Annotated in this window: 1 protein-coding gene; it reads left to right on the top strand. The window is 72.5% G+C overall.

Translation table 11 applies throughout. From position 1 onward, the window contains the following. On the top strand, positions 1–8090 hold an 8090-nt coding region (locus tag ACFW6P_RS31840), incomplete at both ends, for a lonely Cys domain-containing protein (protein ID WP_386425740.1).

Here is an 8090-nt window from a genome sequence, read left to right on the forward strand (position 1 = left end):
CGGGCGATCCGGCTGGTCTACGGTCCGTTGCTGGAGAACGACACGGCCGCGTTCGAGGCGCTTCTGACGGGTTTCTGGGCGCTGGAGCAGACTCGCGTGGCCAACGGCTTGCAGACCGCGCTCACCTGGAGCGATCTGCGGTCCGCCGTGAGCTCCCACTTTGCGGCCTACGGCCAGCCGGAGCCCCCACTGCCGGTGGGCCTGCAGTTCCTCCTGCTGTCGGCGGCGGGTTCGACGGGTGTGGACCTGGAGCTGTCCAGGTTCTCGATCGTTGCGCGGCATCACAGTGTGCGGGCGTGGGGGCTGGCCGGGGCCGGGGAGACGGTCGGCGGTGCGGTGGCGGCGGACGCGGAGATGACAATCCTCGCGCCGCCTGCGGGGTCTTCCGCGTCCGCCTTCGCGCAGGACGTTGCCGAACCTCCGGTGGCTCCGGGCGTGTTCACCGGGCCGGACGACTTCCTGCTGTCGGCGGAGACGCTGGTCACGGGGCCGTCGGGGCGTCCGCAGGGCCGTAACTGGACGGGCCGGCCGGCTGGCCGGGTCCAGCCGGGGACGGTGCGGGTGATCGAGGACCGGCCGGGGGTGGCACCGAAGGTGGTCTCGGCGGGGCCGGCGCCGTGGCCGGGGACCGCCTATGTCGTGGCGGCGGATGGCGCGGACGGGCGGGTGCGCCTGCCGGACGGCCGGGTGCTGGACGGTGAGGGTCTCGCCGCGGTGCTGGCCGCCGACCCGGAGCTGGCGAAGCTGCCGGGGGACGTTCCCGTCGTCCTGGCCGTCCCGTTCGTGGGACAGCAGTACCAGGAGACGCTGCTGCTGGCCGCCCACCGGCTGGGCCGTACGGTGTGGGGTGCGAGCGGTGTGGCGGGTCTGGTCCTCGACGAGTCGGGGAACGCTCATGTACCGGTGCTGATGGACCTCGATCCGGACGCGCCGGTCGGTGTGTGGGTGAAGGTTCTCCCGCCGGCCGCGCCTGTGCGGCACGTGGACCGTACGTGGACGGCGCTGGACGGGACGGTGTTCCGCGACAGCGACGTGCTCACCCGCCCGCTGGCGGACGAGACGCACGAGCGGTTGGGACGGCTGGCTGTCCCCCAGAACGAACAGCGACTGATGGAGCGGCGTTGGCGCACCTTCCGCCGGATGCGGTGGCTGGTGCACCTTATGCCCGCCGGCGAGTGGTACCACGAGCGCGGCGCGGAGCCGGTCTCCCTGGACGCGGCGGTCTACGTCTTCGCGGCCCACGGGCTGCCCGGGCGGATGGGGCTTCCGCTGCGTGACGGCCGCACGGTGTGGCTGGGCAAGCGGGACGCGGCCGCGTACATCGCGGGGCTGCCGGAGGTACTGGCACTGCCCCCGGGGACCCGGATACACCTGGAGATCTGCTGGAGCGCGTCGGACGGCGATCCGCACACGGAGCAGGCCCCGTACGCTCCGGCACCCCATGTGGACGATCCGCTGGGTGAGGTCCCGTTCGACCAGCACCTGGCGGAACTGACCCGGAAGAAGACGGACGGCGTCACCCGGCCGATCGGCGTCGACGACGTCCGGCGCTTGACGATAGATGCGGCGAACGGTGAGCCAGGCCGCCTGGTTGAGAATCCCCCCGAGCCGCTGGAGCACCAGCTGGACCAGTTGGCGCGGGACGTGGGCCTGCACCACGGCACGGGCGCGGTGCCGTCGGAGGTCCGGGATGCCGCCCTGCGGCTGGTGCGGGCGCTGCGCAGGGTGTTCGGCAACGAGATCGAGAACGACCGCGGCGTGCCGGGCGGCCGCTACGAGCGCGTGCTGAAGGGCATCGGCGCGCTGGAACGGATGCGGGCCAACGACCCGGCGCTCAGCGCGTTCACCCCGTTCCGCATGGACCTGCTGGACTTCTACGTCCAGAAACACACCGGCCGCTCCCCGGACCGGGCCGGGTACCTCGCCCTGTTCGACTTCGCCGCGTCACGCGTGGCGGCCGACCCCACCGCCCGCCTCACGGACGTCGTGCCGTCACCGGCTCTCCAGATCACCCTCAGGCAGCTGGCGGACAAGCGTGAGCAGGCGATCCGGCACGTGCAGTCACTGTCCGCCTCGGCGGCGGTCACCCCCCGGCATGTGGCGTCCACGCTGTGGGCCATGGCACGCGCCGCCCAGGTCTTCCGTCGCCTGACACCCACCGGCCGCGAGGCGATGGGCCGCAAGGTCCTCCACCTCGACAGCACCACGACCTGGGACCGGTCACAGCAGGGAGCCCTGTGGGCGGTCACCGCCAAGGCCATCGCCGAGGGCGTGGACGTCACCGACCACGACCTGCTGGCCGCGTTCCACCTGAAGGAGGCCGGTGCCTTCGGTCCGGCGGCCGTGCTGCGGCAGGGACCCAACGTCCAGGGCTTCAACTGGTCGGACGGAGCCGCCCCTGCGGGCATCAACTGGGGCACCGTGTTCGAGGGGGGGGCCGAGCCCGGCGATATCAACCCGGTCCAGCCGGACTGGGTCGGTCCGGCCAGACGCATACCCACGCTGCGCGTGGTTGAGGTCGACGGCGCCGGCACCGTCGTCGTCCACCTGGCCGGTCGTGCCCCCGTCCCGGTCACGGAGAACGAGTTCCTGGCGCTGCTCGGCTTCGACCCGGAGCTGAGCGCGTTCCCTCTGGCTGTCCCGGTGCTGTTCCTGACCACCGGTCCAGGGGGGCTGAGCCCGCAGCTGGTGCGGCTGTTCTCCCTGAGCACGGGACGTCCGGCCTTCGGCTACAGCGCGCCGATGATGCTGCTGAGCGACGCCCCCTCCGTCCCGCTCGGCATCCTCACCCTGCCCGATCCGGCCACCGGCGCCCCGGGCCACTGGACCACCGCCACCCGTCAGCCCACCACCCCGGGAACCACCACCGTCCAGGACGCCCCGATCGTCTTCGGCCTGGAGGGCTCCGCCCCGGCACAGGCTCCCGACACCGGCGCCCTGCGCCTCGGTGAGGGGGGAGAGCCCCCGGCCGGCTCGTTGCTGTCGCCGGGGACGTTGATGACCAACGCGTCCGGTGTGCCGCGCGGGCGCAACCTGACGGGCGAGAAGGTGCGCCGGCTCCGTGTGGGCCGGGTGCGCGTGTTCGAGGAGCAGCCGGGTGCGCCGCTGAAGGAGGTGCAGGGCGCGGACGCGGACGCGCCCTGGGGTGACACGGCGTACATCGTGTGGGGCGAGAGCCACCCGGACGGTGTGCGGTTCCCCGACGGGCGGGTGCTGAACGCGGAGAAGCTGGCGGCCGAGCTGGCGGCGGACCCGGAGCTGGCGAAGCTGCCGAAGACCGTCCCGGTCGTGCTGGTGGTGCCGAACCTCGCCAACGAGCGGTACCTGGAGTATCTGCGGGCGGTCGCCAACCTGGTGGAGCGGACGGCGTGGGCGCCCAGCGGCGACGGGAGCCTGGTGCGCGACAAGAAGCGCGAGCACGTGCCGGCGCTGATCGACCACGGCCCGGACCACCCGCTGGGCGCGTGGGTGCCGTTCCAGCCGACGAAGGCGTCCGTGCCATTCGTGGACCGCGAGTGGACGGCGCTGGACGGCACGAAGTTCCGCGACAGCGACGTCGCGTCCCGGCCCGTGGTCTCCGACCGGCACGAGCGCTTCGGCCGGATGTCGCATGCGGACGATGTGCGCGGCCGTGAGCGGCTGATGCGTTCGTACCTCCGCGCGAGGAAGCGCGTGCACCTGATGGCGTCCGGCGGCCGGACCGTCCTGATCAGCGAGGAGGAGAGGACCCCGGACCTCGCGGTGTACGTGTTCGTCGCGCACGGACTGCCGGGCGGACTGCTCCTCGCCCTGCGGGACGGCCGGACCGTGTGGCTGAGCGCCGCGGACGGCGGACGGTACATCGGCGGGCTGCCCGAGGTGACCGAGCTGCCGGGGGGCCACCGCATGAAGCTGGAGCTGTGCTTCAGCGGCTCGGCGGGCAACCCGACGGTGCCGCAGCTGGACAACCGGCCGGCGCCCCCGGTGCACGATCCGCTGGAGGAGGTGTCCCTCGTCCAGCACACGGCGAACGAGAGCCGCCGGGTGGCCATCGGGTCGCTGATGAGCAGTGGATACGACGTCGGCGCCCACATCCTGCTCGACACTCCCGGCGGTGTGGCCGGGCGGCGCGAGGTCGCGTTTCCCGAGCTCCTGCCGCACGAGCTGGACCGGATGGCCAGGACGGCGGGGCTGCACACCGGTGAGGGTGAGGCGTCGCCCGGGGTACGCACGACCACGCTCAGGCTGCTGCGGGCCCTGCGGATGGTGTTCGGCCCCGAGACCGAGGCGGACAGCGGCCTGCACGAGCGGCTCGTCACGGGCATCGGAGCCCTGGAGACCCTGCGTGCCAACGACCCGGAACTGAGCCGCTTCACCCCGTTCCGGATGGAACTGTGGACCTTCCTCGCGGAGCGCGTCAGCGGCGGGACGCCCGGACCGGCCGACTACCGGTCGGTTCTGGATGTCGCAGCGCAACGACTGTCTCAGAACCCGGCGGCCCGGCTGGGCGAGGCCCTCCCTGATCCGGTGATCCTGCACGCGCAGCGGCAGATCACGCAGTTCGGTGCGGTCCTGGTGCGGAACATCCTGCGACTGCCCGAGAACGCCCCGGTGACCAAGAAGGCCGTGACGTGGGCCTTCTGGGCCGTGGCCGGCGCCGTCCGGCAGATGGCGGGCCGGGACGAGGCCTTCACGGAGAGGCTGGGACGCAGGGTCCTTCACCTGTTGCCCGGGGAACCGTGGTCCCCGGCGAAGAAGCGACAGCTGTGGGTCTTGACGGCGCAGGCCGTCGCGGCCCGGCTGGACCCGGCGGACCACTTCACGCTGGCAGCCTTCCACCTCGCGTCCAAGGGCGCGTTCGGACCGGCGCGCGCTCTCATGGACGGCGAGAAGTTCCAGGGCTACAACTGGAGCGGCACTCCGGCCCCCGGCGGTGTGGACCTGCGGGTCGTCGGCAGGCAGGAGCGGGACGGCGACGGAACCTCCCTCACGCACTTCCGCGCACCGTGGAGGGCCGACGGAGAGCCCGAGGACGTCATGGTGGTGTGGACGGACACCGACGCCGACGGTTTCGCGGTCCTCCACCTGCCGGGTATGCCGCCGTTCCGGGTTGCCGACGAGGAGCTCCTGGCACTGCTGGACATGGCCCCGCCGCTGCGCGTCACGTCGCTCGCCGTGCCGGTGCTGTTCGTGCTGTCCGGTCCGGGCAGCGGCGCCGGGCGCCCGATGACGCTGTCGGAGGCGTTCTCCCACCGCACGGCCCGCAACGGCTGGGCGTACAGCGGCCCGCTGACGGTGGCTCCCGGCACCCCGCCCCAGGGCACCGGAGTGGCCCCGCTGCGTCTCATAGGCCTGCCGGAGGCGGGCACCGGGAAGCAGGGTGTCTGGCACAAGGCGTGGTTGCAGGGCCTCGGCTCCAGCGTCCTGGAACCCGCCCCCTACGGCGACGCCGTGTTCTCCTCGCCGCGGCCCTCAGGCCTGCCGCGGAGCCGGACCGGGGCCGAGGTCACCGTGCGGTCGCCGCGCTCCCGCGCGGACCTGGTGGCGTTGGCGCTTGAGGTGGCGGGCCGTGAGCCGGTGCGGGACATGCCGGTCGAGCGGTGCCTGGTGTTGCTGGGGGCGTTGCGGAAGGCGTTGCATCCGCGGGGAGTGCGTCCGGCGGTGGCGGTGGACGACGAGGCGGTGGCTGATCTGTCGGCGGCGCCGTCGCTGGTGGTGGGTCCCGGATGGCGCGCGGTGCGGTCGTGGGATGCGGTGGCGGCGGCGGTCGCGGCGCAGGGGCCCGGTGCGGTGGCGTTCGTCCTGGCGCGGCGTCAGGGTGGGGCGCTGGGGCACGCGTGGGCGGCGTACCACGCTGCGGGCTCCGACGGTGTGCTCTGGGTGGACGTGTCGGCGGGTGCGGGCCGGCAGGTGTCGGCGCTGCCGCCGTCGGTCGCGGCGTCGGACGCGCGGGCGGTGGTCGTCGATCCGTCGGGTCGGGCGGTGGAGCATGCGCTGCCGGAGTTCGCGCAGTCGTCGTCCACGGCGCACGCCGTACTGGACGCGGCGACCGGGCGTCGGTTCGGCGCTCTCGGTCTGGAGGTCGAGGAGCACCGGGACCTCTTCATCAACCTGGAACTGCCGGGCGGCATCCTCTCCACGACGCTGACACTGGCCCACGGCCCCGGGATCACGCTCGTCACGGACGGTCGGCCGTTCTGGTGGACCGCCGACGGCCTTCTCCACGTGAACGAGCCCCAGGAGGAGCCGGGGCAGCCGAAGCCCGTCATGCAGAAGTTGACCATCGGTGAGTTCGTCGTCGATCCGATGGCGGTGCTCCCGGGGGAGCGGAGGCAGTCCCCGGAAGAGGCCATGGCCCGGTTGCAGCAGGCGCGGGCCGCCGCGAGCATCGCCGATGAGCGGCAGGACGCCGTCCCGCTCACCGAGGTGCTCGGGCCGCTCGGCGGCTGGACGTTCACCGAGGCGGGCGAGGCCACGAGCGTCAACCCCGCCCCCGTGGGATTCAACGGGACCGCCTACGCCCAGGTCACTCTCGGGTATCCCGCCGTGGGCCTCCGGGAACTGCAGCACTTCACTGCACAACGGTTGAGCCGGTCGAGGTTTACGCACTTGATGTCCGGGGGCCGTGTCTTCGGCCTGACGGCAGCCGTGATGTTCGCCAACAGTGTCCTCGGCCGTGCCGCCGTGGAGCACCACCTCGTGCCGTTCCTCGCTGCCGTCCCGGACGTCGACGAGGTGTGGGGATACGGATGGCTGGGCTTCCAGAACGTCGCGGCCGCGCCGATCGGCGAGATCATGGACAGTGGCCCGTTCACGGGGACCGATCCGACTCTCATCAAGAACCTCCTGCCCGCGGCCTCGCGGCACGCTCTGGACCGTGTCCGACGGGCGCTGCGGCCCCGCACCCGGACGTTTTTCGCCGAGCACCACGACCGCCTCACTCAAGTCGTCGTGCAGCAGATGGGCCGGCTGCTCGAGCTCTACCGGCGGATGTGGGCACCGGACCAGCCCGCCGGGGCCGGGTTCTTCGACACCGTCGGCGTGGACGTGCCGACGCCCCGCGAGCACTGGACGGCCGTCCTCACCGGTCGCACGTCCTACGGCGCCGCCGTCAGCCAGCGCTACGCCGTCGGAATGGACGACGACGGCTACCCGGTCCTGGACACCGACGACGGCAGGCTGGAGATCCCACTGGTCCTCATGGAGCTGCGGCACTTCGGCTACACGGGCGAGTTCATGACGCCCGAGGAGCTCCAACGGGCCGTCACCGAGCTGTCCGAGCTCAGCCGCAGCGCCTACGAGCGCGCGCTGCTGTTCCGCACCCCGCTGCCCGAGGACGTCCTGAGGGAATCCATCCTGCGGATCACGGAGAACCCGGTGGTCCGGGGCGTCGGCGGCTTCCTCGTGGTGGCCTCCCTGACGGGCGTCCCGCAGGCTGGAGGACCCACGAAGACGCTGATGACCGACTGGGACGCCAGGGACATCGCGCTCAGGCTGGGCGAGTACGCCCTGGGCAGAGCGCTGCACGACGACGATCCCGCCTACCGGCGCCTGCGGACGGCGCTCAGCGAGGCGTACGAGCTGCTGCCCCAGATGCCTCCGGGAGGAGGACAGGCGAGGGCCCGGAGCATCTTCGACGAGGCACGGACCGCCCTGGACATTCTCGCCGACCCCTGGCAGACGCCTCCGGTGATGCCCTGGTTCGCGGAGCTGGTGGCGGTGGACGGGGCGCGGGTTCCTCTGGACCGGGTGCTGGTGGTCGGGCACCGGGATGCCGAGGGCAGGCCGGTGGGGACGTCCTCGCGTCCGGTCCAGGACTGGCAGGACGCCCACCGGCATCACTACGGCCTGTTGCCCGGGGTGGTCGGGTTCACTTTGGTGCGGCCTGGTCCGGTGCCGTTGGAGAGTCCGGTGCAGACGCTGCCGTTCGCCGACGCCTATCTGGTCGGGTTGAGCGGTGGTCCGACGGTGGCGTCGCTGGTGTTGTCGGACGGTTCCGAGGAGGTTGTCGATTATGCGCGGGTGGTGGATTTCCTCTTCGCGGTGGACGGTCATCTGAGCGCGTTGGCGCCGGAGCGTCCGGTGCTGGTGGTGGGGGCGGATCTGGCGGG

The sequence above is a fragment of the Streptomyces sp. NPDC058741 genome, assembly GCF_042746715.1.
GTDB lineage: Bacteria > Actinomycetota > Actinomycetes > Streptomycetales > Streptomycetaceae > Streptomyces.